This is a genomic window from Microcystis sp. M53602_WE12 (assembly GCF_030065455.1).
Lineage (GTDB): Bacteria > Cyanobacteriota > Cyanobacteriia > Cyanobacteriales > Microcystaceae > Microcystis > Microcystis aeruginosa.
In genome coordinates this window covers 1-18899 of record NZ_JASJFB010000811.1, presented here as the reverse complement: position 1 = coordinate 18899, position 18899 = coordinate 1, and the positions used below count along the sequence as shown (strand labels likewise).

The 18899-nt window shown below is 40.0% G+C and carries 19 protein-coding genes and 1 pseudogene; 5 read left to right on the top strand and 15 right to left on the bottom strand.

Annotated elements, in window-relative coordinates; genetic code table 11:
- Nucleotides 1-138: 138 nt before the first annotated feature.
- Nucleotides 139-396, bottom strand: a pseudogene (locus tag PX482_RS24920) (amidase family protein); the annotation flags it as partial.
- Nucleotides 393-569: a DUF4089 domain-containing protein gene (locus tag PX482_RS24915; protein ID WP_002758987.1), complete on the bottom strand. Its 177-nt coding sequence runs from the start codon at nucleotides 567-569 to the stop codon at nucleotides 393-395. The gene PX482_RS24915 and the pseudogene PX482_RS24920, both read right to left, overlap by 4 nt.
- 528 nt (nucleotides 570-1097) lie before the next feature.
- Between PX482_RS24915 and PX482_RS24910 the strand changes: the two genes are divergently transcribed.
- The 3 genes from PX482_RS24910 (at nucleotide 1098) to PX482_RS24900 (ending at nucleotide 5177) form a co-directional block, all read left to right on the top strand.
- Nucleotides 1098-2699 (top strand): B12-binding domain-containing radical SAM protein, encoded by a 1602-nt coding sequence (locus PX482_RS24910; protein ID WP_288123161.1) that lies wholly within the window; start codon nucleotides 1098-1100, stop codon nucleotides 2697-2699.
- A 170-nt stretch (nucleotides 2700-2869) separates the two neighbouring features.
- Nucleotides 2870-4285 (top strand): ABC transporter substrate-binding protein, encoded by a 1416-nt coding sequence (locus tag PX482_RS24905; protein ID WP_288123159.1) that lies wholly within the window; start codon nucleotides 2870-2872, stop codon nucleotides 4283-4285.
- Between the two features lie 166 nt (nucleotides 4286-4451).
- Nucleotides 4452-5177, top strand: a complete 726-nt coding sequence (locus PX482_RS24900) for a WecB/TagA/CpsF family glycosyltransferase (RefSeq protein WP_288027657.1) — start codon at nucleotides 4452-4454, stop codon at nucleotides 5175-5177.
- 9 nt (nucleotides 5178-5186) lie between these two features.
- Here PX482_RS24900 and ureG read toward each other — a convergent pair whose 3' ends face one another.
- The 4 genes from ureG to psbP form a co-directional block, all read right to left on the bottom strand.
- Nucleotides 5187-5780, bottom strand: coding sequence for an urease accessory protein UreG (gene ureG / locus PX482_RS24895; protein ID WP_002758991.1), 594 nt, complete (start codon nucleotides 5778-5780; stop codon nucleotides 5187-5189).
- Nucleotides 5781-5955: 175 nt separating this feature from the next.
- Nucleotides 5956-6543, bottom strand: coding sequence for a Maf family protein (locus PX482_RS24890; protein WP_288095421.1), 588 nt, complete (start codon nucleotides 6541-6543; stop codon nucleotides 5956-5958).
- Nucleotides 6544-6696: 153 nt separating this feature from the next.
- Nucleotides 6697-7089 carry a hypothetical protein gene (locus tag PX482_RS24885; protein ID WP_288032777.1) on the bottom strand — a complete coding sequence of 131 codons (393 nt, stop codon included), beginning with the start codon at nucleotides 7087-7089 and terminating at the stop codon, nucleotides 6697-6699.
- Between the two features lie 491 nt (nucleotides 7090-7580).
- The gene (gene psbP, locus PX482_RS24880) at nucleotides 7581-8129 is read right to left on the bottom strand and encodes a photosystem II reaction center PsbP (protein WP_288095422.1); all 549 of its coding nucleotides are present in this window, start codon (nucleotides 8127-8129) and stop codon (nucleotides 7581-7583) included.
- Between the two features lie 62 nt (nucleotides 8130-8191).
- Between psbP and PX482_RS24875 the strand changes: the two genes are divergently transcribed.
- A complete protein-coding gene (locus tag PX482_RS24875) occupies nucleotides 8192-8974 on the top strand; it encodes a tetratricopeptide repeat protein (protein ID WP_002759000.1) in 783 nt (260 codons plus the stop codon).
- A 74-nt stretch (nucleotides 8975-9048) separates the two neighbouring features.
- On the opposite strand, the gene psb34 is transcribed toward PX482_RS24875, so the two are convergent.
- Nucleotides 9049-9228, bottom strand: coding sequence for a photosystem II assembly protein Psb34 (gene psb34 / locus PX482_RS24870; protein WP_002759001.1), 180 nt, complete (start codon nucleotides 9226-9228; stop codon nucleotides 9049-9051).
- Nucleotides 9229-9624: 396 nt separating this feature from the next.
- Between psb34 and PX482_RS24865 the strand changes: the two genes are divergently transcribed.
- The gene (locus PX482_RS24865; protein ID WP_002759004.1) at nucleotides 9625-10215 is read left to right on the top strand and encodes a ScaI family restriction endonuclease; all 591 of its coding nucleotides are present in this window, start codon (nucleotides 9625-9627) and stop codon (nucleotides 10213-10215) included.
- On the opposite strand, the gene PX482_RS24860 is transcribed toward PX482_RS24865, so the two are convergent.
- The 8 genes from PX482_RS24860 to PX482_RS24825 all read right to left on the bottom strand — a co-directional run bounded on the left by PX482_RS24860 (nucleotide 10212) and on the right by PX482_RS24825 (nucleotide 18659).
- The gene (locus tag PX482_RS24860; protein WP_002759006.1) at nucleotides 10212-11261 is read right to left on the bottom strand and encodes a DNA-methyltransferase; all 1050 of its coding nucleotides are present in this window, start codon (nucleotides 11259-11261) and stop codon (nucleotides 10212-10214) included. The genes PX482_RS24865 and PX482_RS24860 overlap by 4 nt on opposite strands.
- Nucleotides 11262-11496: 235 nt before the next feature.
- Nucleotides 11497-12507 (bottom strand): tryptophan--tRNA ligase, encoded by a 1011-nt coding sequence (gene trpS / locus PX482_RS24855; protein WP_002759008.1) that lies wholly within the window; start codon nucleotides 12505-12507, stop codon nucleotides 11497-11499.
- A 61-nt stretch (nucleotides 12508-12568) separates the two neighbouring features.
- The gene (locus tag PX482_RS24850) at nucleotides 12569-13882 is read right to left on the bottom strand and encodes a dolichyl-phosphate-mannose--protein mannosyltransferase (protein WP_002759009.1); all 1314 of its coding nucleotides are present in this window, start codon (nucleotides 13880-13882) and stop codon (nucleotides 12569-12571) included.
- 13 nt (nucleotides 13883-13895) lie between these two features.
- Nucleotides 13896-14525, bottom strand: a complete 630-nt coding sequence (locus PX482_RS24845) for a Uma2 family endonuclease (protein ID WP_002759010.1) — start codon at nucleotides 14523-14525, stop codon at nucleotides 13896-13898.
- A 34-nt stretch (nucleotides 14526-14559) separates the two neighbouring features.
- Complete coding sequence (locus tag PX482_RS24840; RefSeq protein ID WP_002759011.1) at nucleotides 14560-16608, bottom strand: DNA phosphorothioation-associated putative methyltransferase; 2049 nt, start codon at nucleotides 16606-16608, stop codon at nucleotides 14560-14562.
- A gap of 43 nt (nucleotides 16609-16651) precedes the next feature.
- Nucleotides 16652-17431, bottom strand: a complete 780-nt coding sequence (locus PX482_RS24835) for a photosystem II electron transport protein, Sll1252 family (protein WP_002759012.1) — start codon at nucleotides 17429-17431, stop codon at nucleotides 16652-16654.
- 71 nt (nucleotides 17432-17502) lie between these two features.
- Nucleotides 17503-18012: a hypothetical protein gene (locus tag PX482_RS24830; RefSeq protein WP_002759013.1), complete on the bottom strand. Its 510-nt coding sequence runs from the start codon at nucleotides 18010-18012 to the stop codon at nucleotides 17503-17505.
- Between the two features lie 431 nt (nucleotides 18013-18443).
- The gene (locus tag PX482_RS24825; RefSeq protein WP_002759014.1) at nucleotides 18444-18659 is read right to left on the bottom strand and encodes a type II toxin-antitoxin system HicB family antitoxin; all 216 of its coding nucleotides are present in this window, start codon (nucleotides 18657-18659) and stop codon (nucleotides 18444-18446) included.
- Nucleotides 18660-18899: the final 240 nt, after the last annotated feature.

Genomic DNA, 18899 nt, shown 5'->3' with positions numbered 1-18899 from the left:
TAACATCATTAGAAAAGTAATTCCTGATGTCATTGACCAGGGAATAAAGGGTTTGCCGTTTAATCCTGTAGTGCTTGACCCACTACGAATGACTAAGCTTTCAGGCTTTTAAGTAAGTTTGAGTAAGTTTAGTTGAGCGGTGACAATACCCTCGATATCAAAGAGATTTTTGACGGCGAAGGGGACTCCTGCTAAGACACCGACGGGTTCCCCATCAGCGATCGCTAGATCGATTTTTTGGGCTTGAGCGAGCGCTCTAGGGTGTAAAATGTCGGTAAAGCAATTTAAATGGCGATTTTTCGCCTCTATCTCCGCTAAAGTCCGATTAATAACTTCTAAGGCGCTAGTTTGACGATTTTGGATTGATCGAGCTAAATTGCACACAGAAATAGTCATGGTTCAAAGCTGAGGGCGCTTTCCCCGTCATCCTCTAAGGGAAATTCTGTCACTAAACTGGCGATTTCTTGCAAGCGTTGCCAGTTTTCAACCACAGAATTTAAATAGCGATCGGGAATGGCTAAATCTAGGATTTTCGCCATGATCATAACGTATTCTTCTGGGTTATTCATAGATTTCGTTCTGGTTGGGGTGAAGGAGATCAAGATTTGCTTGAAAGCAGCGCTCAGGAATAAAATCGACACCTAGTTAAGCTGTGAAAATTGCTAGGATATAAGAGAAAATCTCCTGTAAATACAATAGCTATCCCTAGGGAGGAAGTATAACTTAAATTTGTTCTTGACCCCCGACTCCCTAGGATCATAACCTGAGATATGATCCTAGAACTGTATATTGAGATATTTTCCCCTCCTTCACCTCCGGATTAAATTAAACTTATAAGTAGGGAGGCACAATTATTTGTAGGATGGGTTAGCAGTAGCGTAACATAATCGGGCGTTGGGTTTCATTCTTCAACCCAACCTACGTTCATCTTATATTTAATTCCACCCACCTACTTATATGACCAAAAACAAGAGGTAACAAGCCTCCCCTTTCAAGAGAATGAAAATTAAAAGCTACTGAAGACTGCTGGTAGTCACTGATAACTGATAACTGATAACTGATAACTGATAACTGATAACTGATAACTGATAACTGAAATGACCATCTTACAAGACGAAAAACTACTCTTTACTCCCGCAATACCCCACAGTGATGCCCTTAGAACTATTTTTGCCTTTCCTAATCAGTATTCTGTGGGTATAACCAGTTTAGGTTATCAAATTGTTTGGGCAACTTTAGCCCTGCGATCGGATATACAAGTTAGTCGTTTATTTACGGATTTTCAAGAATCTTTCCCCCGTTATCCCGAATTAGTTGGCTTTTCCTTTTCCTGGGAATTAGACTATGTTAATATCCTCTCGCTGTTGGAATCTTTAGAAATTCCCTGTCACAGTCATCAACGGCAAGATCAGCAAGCGATAATTTTCGGAGGTGGACCAGTTTTAACTGCTAATCCCGAACCTTTTGCCGCTTTTTTTGATGTAATTTTATTGGGAGATGGTGAAAATTTAATTGCTGATTTTATTAATGCCTATCAAGAGGTGAGAAACGCTGATCGCCCGATAAAACTCCGTCATTTAGCCCAGGTTCCGGGGGTGTATGTTCCTAGTTTATATACCGTTAATTATGACAGTCCAGAAGGTGAAATTACGGCAATTCTACCCATAGATAATAATGTTCCTACCTTTGTTAGTAAACAAACCTATCGCAGTAATACCCTTTCGGCTTCTACGGTGGTAACAAAACAAGCGGCATGGGAGAATATTTATATGGTAGAGGTGGTGCGAAGTTGCCCAGAAATGTGCCGTTTTTGTTTAGCTAGTTATCTAACTTTACCCTTTCGTACCGCTAGTTTAGAATCTTTAATCCCTGCCATTGAAAAAGGTTTAAAAGTGACAGATCGCCTTGGTTTATTAGGTGCTTCTGTCAGCCAACATCCCGAATTTGAAACCTTACTTGATTATCTTTTTCAACCAAAATTTGAGGGAGTTAGACTCTCGATCGCCTCAGTTAGAACTAATACTGTCACGGAAAAATTAGCCAGAATTTTATCCCAAAGAGACACCAAATCAATTACTATTGCCGTAGAAAGTGGTTCCGATCGCTTGCGGGAAATTATCAACAAAAAGTTAGCCAATGATGAAATTATCCAAGCTGCTATTAATGCTAAAGCGGGCGGTTTAAAAGGGATAAAACTCTATGGTATGGTGGGAATACCGGGAGAAGAAACCGAAGATATTGCGGCAACTGTGGAAATGTTAATAGCCTTAAAAAAAGCCGCCTCTGGACTGCGAATCTCTTTCGGTTGCAGCACCTTTGTGCCTAAATCCCATACTCCTTTTCAGTGGTTTGGCGTTAATAAAATGGCCGAAAAAAGATTAAAATATCTAGAGAAACAATTAGGTAAACAGGGTATAGAATTTCGACCAGAGAGTTATAATTGGTCAGTGATTCAAGCCCTATTATCTAGAGGCGATCGCCGCTTGACTTCCCTGTTAGAATTAACCCGTGGCTACGGTGATTCTTTAGGCAGTTATAAACGGGCTTTTAAGGAACTAAAAGGACAAATTCCCCCTCTAGATTATTACGTTCATCAGCAATGGCGTTTAGAACAGGTTTTACCCTGGAGTCATTTACACGGTCCTTTATCCTCAAATGTTTTGGTAAAACATTTAGAACAATCCCAAACAAAAAGGTAAAGTATGGCTAATAAGCTAAGACACATTTAAACAATGTCTTGACTATCAGACCCCACATGAGGTATTCTATCAAGGTAGATCGTATCTTGTTGCCATTCAGACTTGAATTGGTACTTTTATTAACTATAAATCTCGATTAAACCATTAATTTAATCTTAGTTGATCAGCCCATGAGCAAGAAAAATGAGACCGTTACCCTGCTTTTAGCCTTGGTGATTACCCTAATATTTTTTGGGGCAGGTAGTTGGTGGTTATACAATCGTTTTCAAGGAAAAAATAACCCAAACAATATTTCTGAAATCGAGAAAATATCACCGGAGCAAAAATCGGTATCGGCACAAGCAAAATTTAGTCAAGGGGAAAACTTATTAATAGTTGAAGGGGCTTCTTCGGACAAACAAGCTGCCATACAGGCAATCGGGAAAGGAGACTTTCAGCAAGCAGTTTACCTCCTAGAAAAATCCCTGCGAGCTAATCAAAATGATCCGGAAGCTCTCATCTACTTAAATAACGCCCGTATTGGTCAAGCTAAGTCCTATACTATCGCCGTTTCCGTGCCAATTGGGAGCAATGTCAACACCGCCCTAGAAGTTTTACGAGGAGTTGCCCAATCTCAAAATCAAATCAATCAAACTGGAGGAATTAATGGCACTCCTTTAAAAGTTCTCATTGCTGATGATGCTGATCATCCCGAAATTGCCGCTCAAATTGCCCAAAAATTAACGGCTGATAACAGCATTTTAGGAGTAGTAGGACACACTAGCAGTGACACCTCTTTAGCCGCAGCCGCTATCTATCAAAAAGCGGGATTAGTAATGATTTCCCCCATCAGTACCTCAGTTAAACTCTCCAATTTTGGTGACTATATCTTTCGTTCTGTTCCCAGTGATTTTGTGGCGGCACGGGCATTAGCCGAATCTAGCTTGCAAAAAATTCCTAACGTCAAGGCAGTGGTATTTTTTAACTCCCAAAGTAATTATAGTCAATCCCTAAAATCTGAATTTATCACCGCTTTAGGATTAGGAGGAGGTCAAGTGGTGAGTGAATTTGATCTATCTTCCCTCACTTTTACCCCTTCTAAAAGCCTCCAACAAGCTCAACAGGAGGGAGCAAATCTAATCGCCCTTCTTGGGGATAGTGGTACCCTAGATAAGGCTTTGCAGGTGGTTCAAATCAATGGTCAAAAATTACCGATTGTGGCGGGTGATGACGTTTATAGCCCCAAAACTCTGGATGTAGGCGGAAAAAATGCCTTGGGCATGGTTGTCGCTATCGCTTGGCATTTAGGGGCTAATCCGAACAGTCCTTTTGTGAATAATTCCCGCCAATTGTGGCAAGGAGACGTAAATTGGCGCACTGCTACCGCCTATGACGCTACCCAGGCTTTAATCGCTGGCATTAAGGCAGAATCTAGCCGAGAGGGAGTTCAACAGGCGTTAAGAAGCAGTGATTTTTCTGTTTCCGGGGCGACTAATCCAGTGCGATTTTTACCGTCTGGCGATCGCAATCAATCCGTGCAATTAGTGGTAGTTAAACCCGGTTCTCGTTCTAGTTTTGGGGTAGATTTTGTGCCAATTTCTCGATAAAATGACAACTAAATCAAGATGACTTATAAGTAAGTATTTATAATTAAATTGAAGATAGATTTTGCCTCTGATCCCCCCTGCCCCCCTTAATAAGGGGGGTGCCGATCCCCCCTTAATCCCCCCTTGATAAGGGGGGTGTCTGACAACTTTTAACACCTACCTACTTATGTTAGAAACTCCCCCCAAATATTCGGTTCTTGGTTTACCGGTTCATCTTCTCGATAACTACAGTCGTTGGTTAATAGATCGCGCCTATCAAGGTTTTGGTTCCCACGTTGTCACTCTCAATGCAGAAATGGCAATGTTAGGGGAAAATGATGCTAAAGTTGCCCAAGTTATTCGGGAAGCAGATTTAGTTATTCCCGACGGCGCGGGGATTGTTATTTACTTAAAATTAAGGGGCAGAAAACAAACCCGCTGCCCCGGTATTGAATTATCAGAATCCTTAATTACTGAGTTAGGAATGCAGGGAGAGAGTTTTCCTATTGCTTTTTTTGGTGGTCAACCGGGGATTACGGAAAAAGCGGCAAGTAATTGGCAAAAAAAGATACCTAATATCCGTATTCTGGCTAACCATGGTTATCTATCCTCCGAGGAAATGTCCGATTGGATTGAGGTATTAAAAGATCAACAACCGCGGTTAATTTTAGTTGGGTTGGGAGTACCCCGACAGGAATATTGGATTAGGGAACATCGATATCTCTGTCCCCAAGCTATCTGGGTAGGTGTGGGGGGTAGTTTTGATATCTGGTCCGGGACAAAAATCCGCGCCCCTCGCTTTTTCTGTGACAATAATTTAGAGTGGTTGTATCGACTCTATCAGGAACCTTGGCGCTGGAAAAGAATGTTAGCTTTACCTAAATTTTTCTGGCGCTCTCTTTTTTATTCCTAGCAATAGTTATTATAAATTCTTTTCGATAAAGGCAATCACTCGCTCTAATCCTTCCCGTGTTTTTAAGTTGGTGAAGATAAAGGGTTTATCTCCGCGCATCTTTTTGGCATCTCTATCCATCACTCCTAAATCTGCCCCCACCATCGGGGCTAAATCTATTTTATTAATTACCAATAAATCCGATTTGGTGATACCCGGTCCCCCCTTGCGAGGAATTTTATCTCCGGCTGCCACGTCAATCACATAGATGGTTAAATCTACTAATTCGGGGCTAAAGGTTGCCGCTAAATTGTCGCCACCACTTTCCAGAAAAATTAACTTTAAGTTAGCAAATTTTCTCTCTAACTGTTCAATGGCAACTAAGTTAATTGAGGCATCTTCGCGAATAGCTGTATGGGGACATCCTCCCGTTTCTACTCCTAAAATTCTTTCCGGGTCTAAAGCTTGCGATCGCACTAAAAATTGGGCATCTTCTTGAGTATAAATGTCATTGGTGACTACGGCGATCGGATATTGATCCCGCAAATTTTTACACAGGGCATCGAGCAGGGCTGTTTTTCCTGAACCCACCGGACCGGCAATTCCCACGCGCAAGCAAGACATAGTTTTTTCGGGAAAAAGTGAAAAGGAAAGGGTTAAAAATTTTGGGGCTATCCGATAGAAAAAAGAGGGGTTCGCAGGGCGACACGGATTCCCATTATAATAAAAGGTTAACGCAAATCTGAGAATTTGTCAAGTCTTTTTGTCAATAAATTTGGGGAAATCATCGGCAAAAAGATCACCAAAAGTCAGTGATTTGGTAGCCAAAATCCGTTAACATCTGCCTAAATAGGGGCAAACTTAAACCGATAACATTACTGTGACATCCCTCTAATCTTTCCACGAATAGACCCCCCTTTCCTTCTAGGGCAAAACAGCCGGCACATTTGAGGGGTTCTTCGGTGTCAACGTAGGCAATAATTGTTTCATCGCTGATATTGGCAAAGTGAACTTTAGTGATCCCACAACGAGTCAAAGTTTGATGATTAACTCGATCGATTAAAGCATGACCTGTATAGAGTGTACCCACCAGACCGCGCATTTTTTGCCAACGATCAATCGCTTCTGATTTATCCTTGGGTTTGCCATAGACTTCCCCCGCTACTTCTAAGACGGAATCGCAACCAAGAATCAATCCTGTATCAAATTTAGGGGCGATCGTTTGCGCTTTACATTGGGCTAAAGTTTGGACAAGATGGAGAGTATCATCAGCATTAATTGTCGATTCATCAAAGTTACTCACCCGCACAATCGGATCGATTCCCACCATTTGTAATAGTTTTTTGCGCGCAGGAGAAGCGGAAGCAAGAATCAAGGGAATGGACATAATTTTTAAAGTAAAAAGTCAAAAGGATAAAAGTTAGGTAGGGTGGGTTAGGCAATGGCAAATTATTAGACTTAATTATCAATTTATCTATTTGCCGTAACCCACCATCAGTTATCAGATTTTTAGCTATTTCTGCTAGGAATTGGCAGGATTTTAGGGGGGAAAATAACGATCTAAAATCTCAACCATGCGGGATTGTCTTTCTTCCTTGTCAAATCGATTGTAAAAATCCGACTGAACCTCATAAAAATCCGACCTCGATCGAGTTAATTGTCCTAGCAGTTGATAAAGTCCCCGTCTGTCTTTTTCCCATTCTTTTTTAGACTCAGCAAGACTATTAGTTAACGCTTCGATCGATTTGGCGTTAGAATTAGCGATCGCTCTAGTTTCTTTTAATCCCTGATTGGTTTCCTGTAGTCCTAATTTAATCTCCTGTAATCCTAATCTAATCTCCTGTAGTCCTGATTTAATCTCCCGTAGTTCTGTTAGGGTATTTTCAGCAAGAGATTCGAGTCTATCTAGTCTATTTTCTTCCGAGTTACTCATATTCAGTTATCAGTTATCAGTTATCAGTTACCGGTTATCAGTTATCAGTTATCAGTTATCAGTTCCCCACTGATTACTGATTACTCATTCAGTAAGTAATCTCAATTAATTGTTAGATAGTGGGACAGGCTTCTGGTTCTTTGTATGTTATCTTTAATTGTAACCGGCTACCTAGTTGATGATAGGTGGTGCGTTACGACGGATTTTTACCTTTAAGTCAAAACAGGAATTTTTGCCGTCTAACGCACCCTACTGGACTGTTTCAGCTAATTTGGTGTATTAGAAAAATGCTATAAATTCTATAATCTAAGACTTTAAGCCAAAATCTATTGCCCTATTTTAGTTGAAACAGTCCACTACATTTTACTACATTTTACTATTGCCTATTGCCAGTGGTGCGTTACGACGGATTTTTACCTTTAAGTCAAAACAGGAATTTTTGCCGTCTAACGCACCCTACATTTTACTGAAAATTTCCTATCCTCTGACATTTAACTAACCGAGAAAGAATCAACGATAGTTTCAAAGAGTTCTTGAATTTGCGTCCAACGTTTTTGGGAAGTGGAAAGATTAAAAGAATAGAGTTTATGATTATTAACCGTGACGCTGGCCAGATTATGACGTTCTTGACCGTTGGCTAATTTAACTTGATATTCGAGGATATAATAATCTTGACCGTCGATTTGATGGGATTCTGAGCGAATTAATTCTACTTCCTTATCGAGATTGGGGTTAAGACTGTTATTTTTCAGGAGACGATAGCCCACTTCCGAGGGAGTACCTAAATCTGTTAAGGTTTTATTGTCGGGGACGGGGTTAATAATAACGCTTAAATTTTCGCTAGTTTCGATCAGGTCATGAAAAACCACATCTACTCCTGCAACTTTTTTCACATCCACCTGCGTCCAACCCTTAGGATATAAAAATTGATAGCCTTGGCTGTCACTGGTGTATCCTTGCAGTCCAGCGATGGGAGTTGCACAACCGGTTAAGAGGAGGGTGGTAATTAGGAGGAAAGTCGCCAAAAGAGATTTAATCATGATATTTTGACCTGTGAGTAGGGCTGTTTAATTTTACCTTGAATTGTTTAGGTGAAGGGATTATGAAAATTAAGAAAAAATTGACAATTATTATGGCTATAGCGACTTTTTTACTGACTATCTCTCCCCTAGTCTCTCAAACTACCGCTAACCCCGTGAAGGCTGTAGAATTTTATAATCGGGGTGTGGATCGTTTAACCGCAGGGGATTACTCAGGGGCGATTGCGGATTTTACTCAAGCTCTACAATTAGAGCCGAAGGATGCCGATGCTTACTATAATCGCGGCTATGCGGAATTAGTTCTCGGCCAGTACGAGCGAGCGATCGCAGATTATACCCAGGCCTTGACAATCAACCCCAATTATGTTAATGCTCTCGGTAATCGTTGTTATGTGCATTATCTGACGAAAAAATACGAGGCAGCCGTGGAAGATTGCACAAAAGCGATCGCTTTAAACGGAAATTTTGCTGATTTCTTTATTTATCGCGGTAATGCTAAGGATGACTTGGGAAGACACCTAGAAGCGATCGAGGATTACACAAAAGCTTTGAGTTTACAGGGAACTAGAGGACAGGATCGCATTTTCTATAATCGCGCCTTGGCCTATAACCGAGCCGGACAGCAGGAAATGGCTTTAAGGGACTACAATGAGAGTCTGAAAATCAATGCTAATTTTGCCGAAGCGTACCACAATCGGGGTTTAACCCATTATAAATTGGGAAACAGGGAAAAAGCGATCGCTGATTTAGAGGCAGCAGCCCGTCTAGCGTTATCCCAGGGTAAACAGGGGACTGCGGCTAAGTCTCAGTCAGCAGTGGCATTAATTCAGGGTCAAAAGCCCTAAAATAGGGAGTAGTTGTGATTTTAGCTCTAAATAGGAGTGAAAGGGGCTAAATCGCAACTACGAGGGACTAAATTTTAGCCAGCTTGAGATGCGTAAAAAGCGACGGCTAACAGTCCACCCACAAGTGTGATCGCAGCAACGCCCCAGACAAGATAATTACGTTGTTGCGATTTAGTCGGGGGAGCCGCTTGATAAACTTTCGGTTCGGCGGCGAAATTATTTAAGCGTCCACCTTCTTCATTTGTATAAGGCATAATCAAAACCTCAAATATGACAATTTTTCAGGAAAAAAATCCTCTTATTACAATACTACAACATATTAGTAACCGAGTCGGGGATGTGGGAAATTCTCACGGGGATAACAATTCTTAGTCTGGGGGTAACTGCCGGACTCTGCTACTTTTATTGGCGATCGCAGTTTCAATCCTTGAAACTGCGAAAACAACTTAAAAAAGGCTAATCATACCAAATCCGTTTTTAATACTATGATTAACTCCCAAGTTATGGATTGTTTTTCCCTGCTCCCTGATCCAGCGTTCCCCACTCTCCTATACCTTTTAAACAGAATTTAGTATTAGGTGTTGGGATAGGGGGAGGTGGTTGCGTTAATATTAGTTACTGTATCTAATAACGCCGGAAAAAAACTATAGATGAATTCTCCCTATGCAGATGTCTCTCCTAGTAATTGGTTATCTATCACCCAACGACTTGTGGAAAGACATCCCCTATCTACCGATGCAATTGTTGATGTTGTTTTAACATCTTGGCAATCAATTTTTAATTCTCAGTTAGGTACAAAAGGTTTTAGAATTGGTAGGGATATCTTCCCTAAACCTCAAATTATGGGTTTTCTACTTCATGAATTAATTCCTTTAGAACTAAAAGCAAAATATCCCGATTTCTGGAGAGGAGATATCAGTATATCTGATAAAGATATTGTCTATATACCTGATGACTTTTTTTCAATTGAAGTCAAAACCTCCTCTGATCCTAGACATATATATGGCAATAGAAGCTATGCTCAAAATTCTAATAACAGCAAAAAAGGTAAGTCTGGATACTATTTAGCAGTTAACTTTGAGAAGTTTTCTAATACTACTAATCCTCAGATTAAACTAATTCGTTTCGGTTGGATTGATTCTGGGGATTGGATTGGGCAAAAGGCAGCTACAGGTCAACAATCGCGTCTTTCCTCTGACGTAGAAAATTATAAATTGCTCCAATTGTATCGAAAAATCTAGAATAACGAGCCTTGAATATAAGTATTGCTTCTTTCTTTTTTAAATCTTTTAAATCTCTCGGCAGCTATCTCGCAATAGTCTGGTCGAATTTCAAAACCCACAAAAATTCTTCCTAATCCCAAGGCCGCTATTCCCGTGGAACAAGAACCAGCAAAGGGATCAAGAATTATTTCTACCGGATTAGATGAAGCTTGTATAATTCTCTCGACAATTGCTAAAGGAAATTGTGCGGGATGTCCGGTTCTTTCCTTAGAACTGCGCTTTTCTCCTGTAGTGACTTTAGGAACTTCCCACACATCAGAAGGATTTTTGCCGAGGGGATTACAACGATATTTACCATTCTTCTTTTGATTGGGATACTTAACGTTAGGGTCACGAATATTATCTAAGTTAAAAGTATATTCTTGGCAATTTTTGAGATAAAAAAGCCATTTTTCATTGCGAGGACTAAGACGATTTTTTGTAGAAACACCTGCCCCATATTTCCAGACAATTTCTTGTAAAAGATAAAAGGGAGACTTATCCCAAATAAGATAGGGAATCGGAACACATAATCCCTTTTCTGGTACTTCTAAATAACCAACATTTAGCCACAAAGCACCGTTATCTTGAGTAATCTGATAAATTTGCCGCAGCCAATTAGCACACCAATCAACATAGTCATTGATTGAAAGAACTCGTTCATATTCTTTGCCAATATTATAAGGTGGTGATGTAACAGTGAGGTCAATTTTTATGTCACTATGAGATAGTTTATACAAAAAGTCTGTGGCATCTCCTTGATAAAGAATAAAGCCGTTGTCCGAGTAAAAAGGTTGACCAAGATGACTAACCAGAATTTCTTTAAGAGAATTAAATTTGTTGGCTCTATCTTTTTCTAACTCTGGAGAAAATGGCTGTAGTAAGGAGGAAGGAGCAATCTGAGTTGATTGATGATCAACAATTCCCTCTGCTAGATAAGAGTTTTGTTCCTTGCTGGCAATTGGACGAGACTCATCTTCCCTAGACGATAGTTTTTTTTGTTTCCCCTGGGACTCTACAACCATAATTTCAAAGGACAGGTAAGTATTTTGATAGTTTCAATTATGCCCTTATTTTACCAAAATATCACTGGAGTTGTGCTTAATTTAATAACTTTTGTAATCATTCTCCTTCCCTTACCCTGGATGGGGAGGTAGAACCCCACCAAGAGTTAAAGATTGACTGATAAAGCAGCGAGTTTTCCTTGAAAAATCTCAACTGAGTAGATTGATAATTAGGGGATGCACCCGAAAATTATCCCTAAAATGGTGGTAAATAACCCATGGCATTTTTGACTCGATCGAGAGTTTGATTGGCCACCGCTTCTGCTTTGAGACGACCTTGCCGCAAAACTGTGCCTAAATAATCTTTATCATCTCTAATTTCGGTGTATTTTTCCTGAATAGGTTGCAGAGATTCTATGGTGACTTCTGTTAACATCGGTTTAAATTGTCCCCAACCTAACTCGGCACATTCTCCCGCAACCACGTCTTGACTTTTTCCCGATAAAATGCTATAGAGAGTTAATAAATTATGGCATTCGGGACGTTCTGGATCATCGAAAGTTAAACCCTTCACTAGATCGGTTTTACAGCGTTTAATTTTCTTGGCAATGACATCGGGACTATCGAGAATATTAATCCGACTCATCTCGGAAGGATCGGATTTAGACATTTTATTCCGGCCATCGGTTAAACTCATCACCCGCGCTCCTTCCTTGCGGATCATCGGATCAGGCAGTTTTAAAATTGGTTGTTTCGGTTGCCCAAAAAGATGATTAATTCTAACAGCTATATCGCGGGTTAATTCTAAATGTTGTTTTTGATCTTCTCCCACGGGTACTTTATCGGCATCGTAGAGTAGGATATCGGCAGCCATCAGCACGGGATAATCGAGTAAACCCGTGCCAACATTTTCCCCCTGTTTAATCGCTTTTTCTTTAAATTGAATCATATCGGTTAACCAATTTAAAGGGGTGATACAATTCAATAACCAAGTTAATTCTGTATGAGCTTTAACGTGGGATTGGACAAAGATAGTCGCATATTCTAAATCAATTCCGCAGGCTAAATATAGAGCGGCAATTGCTAAAGTATCCTCCGCAAGAGTGGCGGGATTATGGGGAACGGTGATCGCGTGTAAATCGACCACACAAAAGAAATTATCGTAGTCTTTTTGTCCCTCCACCCAATTGCGGATCGCACCGAGATAATTGCCTAAATGTAAATTGCCGGTTGGTTGCACACCAGATAAGATTCTTTGTTTACCCATAACTCTTGCGATCGCTTTTTATCATGATTTTATTGTATCAGTTTTTGCCGCTAATTTCATCCTAAATCCAATTGGGAAAAATCATTCTCAGATAATAATCCCGCACTGACAGGGGAATGCCTAAATAAATTGGTAGCCAATGGATAAAAGCAAAAATTATCAAAATTATCAGCGAGCGCGAGCAATTTTTATAAATAGGACTGGAACTTTCTAGACCATCGGCTAAGAGCCAAGCTAGAGCAATCCAAGTGAAGCTATAGGCAGCCATATAATGATAGAGAAAGGTACAGCGACCAATTTTTAACCAGGGCAGCAGATTGGCAATATAGTTACAGATAAGATAGGCGGAAATTACTCGCTCTTTTCGGTTAAATAATCGACTAAAAACTACTAGAATTGCTCCGGTAGAAAACCACCATAAAAACGGATTTCCCATAGCGTGAACATCATAAATTTTATCACCTACTCTCTTAAAATAATAAGCCACAGGTCGCCCCATTACTAACCAACTATACCAGGGAGAACAATAGGGATGGACATCAGATTGATTGCCCTTTATTCTCTGATGAAATGACCAAATTTCTTGATGTACTTGCGAAAAATTATATTGATGGTTGACGAGAAGATGAGGTATCCACAGCAAACTATAGGTAACTAGGGGAAAGACAATTAAGGCGATAAAAATGTACTCTAATCTCAGGTTAGTTACCTTTGTCCAAAGATGATCTTTTGACTGCTCTTGATTAAATAATTTTATTAACCAAGCAATACCGATAAAAATAAATATTCCCAGTAAAAATCCTAAGCCATTCCATTTGATATTTGCCGCTAAACCGAAACAAACTCCCGATAATAATAGCCAATTGAGGTTTGAATTTTTCTGGAGTGCTAATAAAAAAAATAATTGTCCAGACAAACCGAATAAAATTAAGTAAATATTATTGAGAGCATAGCGGGATTCCACCAGAAATAATCCGTCTAAACTAGCGAGAAAAGTTGTGATTAAAAATACAGTTTTTCTCTGGGTTAATTGATAAGCAATTCCCCCAATAATTAGGGGAATAAAAGAACCAGTGAAAGCATTTAACCAGCGATAACTAAAAGTTGAGCGCAGGGAACCTGTTAAATTATTAATGGTTTCAGGATCGGCAGGAAAATGGGAGCCAATCCAGATACTAATAGCAATTAAATATTGACTTAATGGTGGGTGAGACTGGAAAAATTCTTTACCGATTAGATATTCATTGCCGTATTTAGCATAATAAACTTCATCGAAAACAAGAGTATTAAACTGACTGAGATTCCAGAATCTTATTCCTAGAGAAAATACAAATATCCCTAGGATAGATAGGTTAAATTTTACTTGAGAACTCATGGAAAGATAATAGTTATGATAACTGGGAATTTTCTGTTAAACGCAAGCGAAATTCTTTGACAGCAAGACGGGGATTAGGATGGTTGACGTATTCGGCTAATAATTCTAAATTTAAATCCGGTAATAAAGCACTTTTAGGGATTAAAATATATTCGCCATTCTCTTGTAAAGAATAGATTTTTAACTGATTATCTTGCCAAAACCAAACCTCTTGAGTTCCCAATCTTTGATAAACTTCTAAAACTTTCAGGCTGCCACTGGTTAAGATTATTTCTATCGCCAAATCAGGAAACTCTTTTTCTATAAATAAACAAAAACATTCATCTGGTTCTTTTCCCGCTTCTTTTTCCTGTTTTCGCAAAGTGGTGGAACCTAATCCCCAGAAATCAATTTCAGCATATTCTAAATAAACTTCTACCAATCTACCGATATTTTTTTTGCTAACTTCGTGACGACGACTAGGAGCCATAATTTCTACCATTCCATCTAAGTAAGTAATGCGATAACTGGAACTATCTTCTAAATGTTTTAAGAGGGTTTCGTACTGTTGCCAATTAACCCCAGAAATAAACATTCTTTGTTCAGGATCATTAGCTTTTAACTCGAAATCTTCTAATCCTTGTAACCGAATCGTAGTCATCATAAAATTAATTACCTCGTCTATTTTACTTAATTACTCAGGAAGACTTATTTTGATTTCTTCTGGTCTGAATTTTAGCGCGTAAAATCCTAACTTTATAGGGATCAGCATCTTTTCGCCACAGAATCTGATAGCCTTTGATTGTAGCACAATGCTCCTCTAAACATTTTTGCCAACCCTGTAAACGTTCGATCGCTTTTCTATCTTCTAACAATCCCCAATCCTTTTCTAATTGAGTTAAGCGAAGCAATTTATCATAGTTGGGATAATCAGCCGTTACTAAAAGCTCTTTTTCGTGTAAAATTGGCGGATTAGGACTATCCCGATAATCACGAAAACTAAAATCAGCCGAACCTAAATATACATCCATGCTAGTAGCTAAAATCGGATGAATTTCTGTATCAAAATTGGGGTAATAGAGATAGGAAATTTTGGGTTGACGAAAAGATAAACGAACAACGTTAGCATTTTCTAACCGTCCGATAGTTTGACTAGCACAACCTTCATATAAGCGTAATAACATCGGTAATTTTTCCAAAACGCTAATATGAATAGTTAGGGAATAACGGGAAAGTTTGCCTAAGGAACTATTTTCACAAGTACGAGCGATCGCTACCAAATTTCCTGCACTTATTAACACTTCTTCCGCTAAAGCGCAAGCATTGCGATAACTGCCAAATAAAGCTTTAAAATCGGCACGGGTAGCGGGGGATAATTCCCGTACTTTCGGACAGTGGCTAAATTGACTTAAAGCTAAATAAAGTAAAAGATCGGCGCGTCTTTTATCAGCAATTATCTCCCATTCTTCCGCTTCTGTTACTTGTAAAATCACTTGAAAAGCGCGTCTAAAAGTGCCAAATTCTGCCTTAATTTCTTCCTCTTGTAATAATTCTCCCGCGACGGGTAAACGTCCCTGCTGGGTGTAAAATTCCATCAGGGGAGTCAATAAATCTTCGTAATCTTCAAAGCATTTGAGATGGGTTTTAATTTTAGGAGTGGCAGTGCGGGAACGACATCTCGATAAACGAAAAATTTCGGCTTTTTCTTCCTCTCGAAAAACCAGATAAATTCCCAAAGTTATTGGAATAGAATCAACCCCCAAAGTGCTATCAATATACTGTTTTAGTTCTTCCTGTTGATAGTATTTTTGAAAAGTATTGCGACGGGTTATAATTCCATCTTCATAGGCCATTAAACCCCGTTCGCTATCATCAATTAGGATCTGTGCCGAAACAATTAAAACTTGACGGGTTAATTGCCAAGCTTTTAATAAAGCTTCCTGCCGTTCTTCGGCGGATTCAATAACGTTAATTACATAGCCTAAATTAACAATATCAGATTCAATTAAAGGACTATCGGGACGATAATAAGGATCCCAACCTTCACTTTGATAACCCTGTTCGGCTATGCGTTCTATATCACCTCCATAACCACAACCGTAATCAAAAAAAGTGGTTTCAGGAAGAAATAATCCCGCCGCTAATGCTAATCTTACCGGACGAGAAAGGGTTTTGCGAACAAGAGCAGCTTTGTGGCGATCAATTATTATTGATTTTTCCCTTTGTCCCTCTAGATTACAAACTAAATAATCTCCTGCAAAATCAAGGTGATGCTTTCTTAAAAGCCGTTGCCATTCCTGTTTAGTACCGATGGGATGAGAACTGTTTAAAAGTCCTAAAGCACTCTCGATTTTTGTGAGATGCTCGAATTCTTGATAAAGGGGATAGTCCCTAGTAACAAAAGTTTCTTTTCGGTGTAAAATGGGCGGATTATCGGCATTTTGATAATTCCATTCACTCAAGATTAATGTCCCCATATCTACCACTAAACTTTTAGTTAAAGCTGGGTGAGGTTCCCGATCAAAATCGGGATAAAAAAGATAGGATATTTTCGGTTTATCGGTGCTAAATTTAATTATTGTTGCCTCGGATAAATGCTGATTAATTCTTGCTTTTTGTTCGTAATTCTGGAGGATAGGATCCAGTTGATGTAATGCTTCTCGATGAACATAAAGCGCCCCCGGTAATAGTTTACCGATGGGACTAACTTGACACAGTTGCACGATTACGGCGAAATTCTCAGCCATGGCAATTAATCTGTCTAATCACAAATTCTAGAGACAGAAAAAACTAAATAAATCTAGTTAAATGAACCCGATAGCGCTCTTTTTTGGTCACAGTAACCTCTCCCACTTCTAGACGACCTTTTCCCCGAAAAGAAATCAAATCACCGGTTTTAACATTATAACTAGATTGACTGATATCTTTCCAGTTAACTCGCACATCCCCGGCGCTAATTGCCTCGGCCATTTTACTGCGAGAAATGCCAAAACCCGCCGATGCGATCGCATCTAAACGCAAGGAAGCTTCCACCGTATTAATTTCTTTTTTTTGCGGTGGTCTAACTTTTAATTCCGTCAAAGGAATCGGGCTAGTTTTCACGGGAACTGAACGCACTTGTAGTAAATTAGCACATAAAAAATCTGCCAATTCAGGCACTACAATCGCCTGCGCTCCTCGCTCACCTAAAACGATTATATCGCCGACTTTTTCCCGGACGATACCCGTCCCCAACATCGCCCCTAAAAAATCCCGGTGGTTAGCGGTATCAAAAAGAAAATTACCGGCAATATCAAGGGCAGATAGGGGAATATCTGTTACTGTCCAAGGTAGATCAACTCTAGCAATACCGAGGCGCTGTCTTTCTGCTTGGGGATAACCGCCCCATTTTTGCATTGACACATCGGTTAAACGCTGAAAAACCCGTTCTACTTCCGCTAAAACCGCGGGAGAAAGAAAGTCTGTCACCGTCATTTCCCAAGTCTTGATCGCTTGTTCGGCTTTATCAATAACTTTCGCTATCTCCTCGCGATTCTCGACACCCTTTAGTAATTCTTCTCTTGGTGACATTGTTTTCTGGTAATTAATCAAAAATTCTTAGGAAAAAATCAAATGACCGATAACTTATTCCCGATAACCGTTCACTGTTCTAGGGCGTATCCTTGCAGATTTTCGGGGTTAAATTGACGGAGGATAAGAGTCGCTTGATTTTTCAAGTTTTCGGAACCCTGCACGATAATAATATATTTTCCGGCACCGAGACGATTGCGATAGGGAAGTGCATCGCCACTGCCGGACGATAAACCCACGCCACCACCGACAAAAATACTGCCCATCGCCCCCCCAATCGCCCCGGCAATGCCGCCCACGATATGATTGCCCGGTTCTCCGGCCCAATCAAAGGTATGCAATCCCGTAATCAGGTTAAAAAGGTAGCCACCGGCAAAACCGAAGGGAATTAGCCAAAAAGCCATGAGAGTAGCCCGTTTTTTGGCCTGTTGGAAGGGATCGATCAAACCGAACTCATCGGCACTTTTATAGCCGCGACCGAGAATGGTCACTTGAGATTGGGGAATTCCCGCTTTTTCGAGGGCAACGGCAGCTTCTTCTGCTTCTATGCGATCAGCTAACACGGCAATGAGATAATTCATATTCTCCAACTTTTCAGGCTATCTTCATTTCCTATTGTAAGGATTTTCGGGACTGAAAAGCCGCTCGCTCGAGAAAATATGCAAGGGGATGGCAAGAAATTACTTTATTTTGGTTATTTCTGGCAATAATTGACCCTAAAGATCAAGGGAGATGGTTATCATCTTTAAGGACATTTTTTGCGCCAAAAAGAACCCCCCCATTTTGGCTCAACCTAGAAGGACAGCCACAATCACTACTATAGACCAATTAAGTGGGTGGGTGGAATTAAATATAAGATGAACGTAGGTTGGGTTGAAGCATGAAACCCAACGCCTGCTCATGTTACGCTACCGCTAACCCATCCTACAAATAATTGTGCCTCCCTACTTAGACCTGTGCGAAAATTAAATTTGTGAGAAAAAAGAGCAAGACAACCCGTGCGATTGCCCTGTCAATCGTAGCTGATCAGGTCGCCCTTGTTCTTCGTCAGTGAAACCCCAGCAGTTTTTGGGTAGTCGGCAAGAACCCTCCTGCAGCCACTCCAACCACCGACTTTAGTTGTGGGTTCTGGAATGGTTTCCCCGCGTTCTTGCAAAACTTCAAGGTAAAGTTCAATCGCTTCTTTAATATTTTCCTGAACCTCTTCAAAGGTATTGTAAAGTTTCAATACAAATATAGTCAGATATAGTCAACCATGGTAATATGTACAGACAAAACTATCAGACTAGGCAAAAAGACAACCCTTCAAAACCCGACGCTGAGTTAAAAGACAACGGATGTTAGTAGCAGAAAGACACATTATCAAGAAAGGACATCGATTTTGGGCTGAGATAGATAATTTATCTTGGCAGTCTAAAAATCTCTACAACTCAGCCAATTATTTAATCCGACAAAACTTCATTTATGG

What these genes read in the sequence shown, in the direction of transcription:
- PX482_RS24840 (WP_002759011.1), bottom strand. Translation starts at nt 16,608, where the DNA reads ATGGCTGAGAATTTCGCCGTAATCGTGCAACTGTGTCAAGTTAGTCCC.
- PX482_RS24835 (WP_002759012.1), bottom strand. Translation starts at nt 17,431, where the DNA reads ATGTCACCAAGAGAAGAATTACTAAAGGGTGTCGAGAATCGCGAGGAG.
- PX482_RS24915 (WP_002758987.1), bottom strand. Translation starts at nt 569, where the DNA reads ATGAATAACCCAGAAGAATACGTTATGATCATGGCGAAAATCCTAGAT.
- psbP (WP_288095422.1), bottom strand. Translation starts at nt 8,129, where the DNA reads ATGATTAAATCTCTTTTGGCGACTTTCCTCCTAATTACCACCCTCCTC.
- trpS (WP_002759008.1), bottom strand. Translation starts at nt 12,507, where the DNA reads ATGGGTAAACAAAGAATCTTATCTGGTGTGCAACCAACCGGCAATTTA.
- PX482_RS24885 (WP_288032777.1), bottom strand. Translation starts at nt 7,089, where the DNA reads ATGAGTAACTCGGAAGAAAATAGACTAGATAGACTCGAATCTCTTGCT.
- psb34 (WP_002759001.1), bottom strand. Translation starts at nt 9,228, where the DNA reads ATGCCTTATACAAATGAAGAAGGTGGACGCTTAAATAATTTCGCCGCC.
- PX482_RS24910 (WP_288123161.1), top strand. Translation starts at nt 1,098, where the DNA reads ATGACCATCTTACAAGACGAAAAACTACTCTTTACTCCCGCAATACCC.
- PX482_RS24865 (WP_002759004.1), top strand. Translation starts at nt 9,625, where the DNA reads ATGAATTCTCCCTATGCAGATGTCTCTCCTAGTAATTGGTTATCTATC.
- PX482_RS24845 (WP_002759010.1), bottom strand. Translation starts at nt 14,525, where the DNA reads ATGATGACTACGATTCGGTTACAAGGATTAGAAGATTTCGAGTTAAAA.
- PX482_RS24850 (WP_002759009.1), bottom strand. Translation starts at nt 13,882, where the DNA reads ATGAGTTCTCAAGTAAAATTTAACCTATCTATCCTAGGGATATTTGTA.
- PX482_RS24890 (WP_288095421.1), bottom strand. Translation starts at nt 6,543, where the DNA reads ATGTCCATTCCCTTGATTCTTGCTTCCGCTTCTCCTGCGCGCAAAAAA.
- PX482_RS24860 (WP_002759006.1), bottom strand. Translation starts at nt 11,261, where the DNA reads ATGGTTGTAGAGTCCCAGGGGAAACAAAAAAAACTATCGTCTAGGGAA.
- PX482_RS24830 (WP_002759013.1), bottom strand. Translation starts at nt 18,012, where the DNA reads ATGAATTATCTCATTGCCGTGTTAGCTGATCGCATAGAAGCAGAAGAA.
- PX482_RS24905 (WP_288123159.1), top strand. Translation starts at nt 2,870, where the DNA reads ATGAGCAAGAAAAATGAGACCGTTACCCTGCTTTTAGCCTTGGTGATT.
- ureG (WP_002758991.1), bottom strand. Translation starts at nt 5,780, where the DNA reads ATGTCTTGCTTGCGCGTGGGAATTGCCGGTCCGGTGGGTTCAGGAAAA.
- PX482_RS24875 (WP_002759000.1), top strand. Translation starts at nt 8,192, where the DNA reads ATGAAAATTAAGAAAAAATTGACAATTATTATGGCTATAGCGACTTTT.
- PX482_RS24900 (WP_288027657.1), top strand. Translation starts at nt 4,452, where the DNA reads ATGTTAGAAACTCCCCCCAAATATTCGGTTCTTGGTTTACCGGTTCAT.